Genomic DNA, 1,650 nt, shown 5'->3' with positions numbered 1-1,650 from the left:
GCGCCGCTCCCGCCGCGGCGGCGACGCCGCACCCGCCCGGCCCCTCCGCCACCCTGCCGGTGCCGGAGCTCGCCATGGTGACCGGCCGGCTACTGCATTGCGTCGACATCCCCGCCCTCGACCTGCCCGGCTACCGGCTGCTGCAGGGGCTGATGCTGGAAGGGCCGATGCGCCAGGCCAGGGGCGGCTGGCTGCGCTGGCTGCTCTTCATCCTGGCCGGCGGCCTGGCCGGGCTCGCCGCCGCGCATCTCGGCCTGACCGCCGAATTCTGGGCCGCCACGCGCGCCGGCCAGGGGCTGGTGCTGGGCGGGCGGGGCGTCTTCATCGCCGCCATCGCGCTGCTGGCCACCGGCGCCCTGCTGGTGACGCTGCGCATGCTGCGCAGCCAGGCGCGCGCCATCGCCGCCCTGCACCGCAGCGCGCCGCGCCTGCTGGGCCCACACCGGCTCTGCCTCGGCGAGAGTGGCTTGGCGCTGGTGACGCCGCGGCAGGTCTTCGCCGCGCGCTGGGAGATGCTCGCCCCCGCCCGCCGGCTCGGCGCCTGGGTGTTCCTGCTGGCCGACAACAGCATCGCCTTCTGGCTGCCGCACCGGCTGCTGGCCGAGCATCCGGAGGGCCCCGCCATCCGCGCCCTGCTGGCGGCGCGGATCGGCCTGGGCAAGGGCGTCTGATCCTGCCCATGCCCTGCCGCCGCCGCGCCCGGGCTGGACGCCGCGCCCGCCCCGACGCAGGGTGAGCCGATGTCCGACCCCGCCATCCCGCCGGAGCTTTCCGCCAAATACGCGCTGCGCGGCACGCTGGGGCGCGGCGCCAGCGGCGTGGTGCTGGACGCCTTCGACCGGCTGATCCAGCGCCGCGTCGCCATCAAGCTGGTGCAGCTGCCGCCGCGCGGCGAGGCCGAGGCGGCGGAGACGCATCAGCGCTTCCGGCGCGAGGCGCAGGCGGCGGGGCGGCTGTCGCATCCCGGCATCGTCGCCGTCTACGACTATGGCGAGAATGACGGCCAGGCCTGGATCGTCATGGAGCGGGTCGGCGGCGGCACGCTGAAGGCGCTGCTCGACAGCGGCGTGCGCCTGCCGGTCGCGGAGGCGTCGCGCATCGCCATCCAGGTGCTGGAGGCGCTGGCCTATTCGCATGCGCGCGGCGTGGTGCATCGCGACATCAAGCCGGCCAACATCATGCTCGACGATGCCGAGGACGGCACGGCGCCGCGCGTGAAGATCACCGATTTCGGCATCTCGCGGCTGGAGGATTCGGCGATCACCCGGCTTGGCACCGTGCTCGGCACGCCGAGCTCCATGGCGCCCGAGCAGCTGCGCGGCGAGCCGGCCGACCACCGCGCCGATATCTGGGCCGCCGGCACCGTGCTCTACCAGCTGCTGACCGGGGAGAAGGCCTTCTCGGGCGGCTTCCAGGCGGTGATGCACAAGGTGCTGCACACCGAGCCGGTGGCGCCCTCCCTGCTCAGCGACAGCCTGCCGCGCGGCTTCGACGCGGTGCTGGCGCGCGCCCTGGCCAAGCGGCCGCAGGACCGGTTCCAGAGCGCTTCCGACTTCGCCCACGCGGTCGCCGAGGCGGCGCGCGAGACGCCGCCGCCTGCCTTCGCCGGCGCCGGGCCGCTGCCGGGGCTGGAGGAGGATGCCGACGCTG

2 protein-coding genes are annotated in these 1,650 nt (G+C 75.4%); both read left to right on the top strand.

The window, feature by feature from the left end; genetic code table 11:
- Window positions 1–671: hypothetical protein (locus tag HMPREF0731_RS20755; RefSeq protein WP_157136271.1), on the top strand; the 671-nt coding region annotated here is incomplete at its 5' end.
- A 69-nt stretch (window positions 672–740) separates the two neighbouring features.
- Window positions 741–1,650: serine/threonine-protein kinase (locus HMPREF0731_RS20750; protein WP_007006196.1), on the top strand; the 910-nt coding region annotated here is incomplete at its 3' end.

This window comes from Pseudoroseomonas cervicalis ATCC 49957, from assembly GCF_000164635.1.
Classification (GTDB): Bacteria; Pseudomonadota; Alphaproteobacteria; order Acetobacterales; family Acetobacteraceae; genus Pseudoroseomonas; species Pseudoroseomonas cervicalis.
The sequence above is the reverse complement of the archived record's forward strand: the minus strand, read 5'-3'. Positions and strand labels throughout refer to the sequence as shown.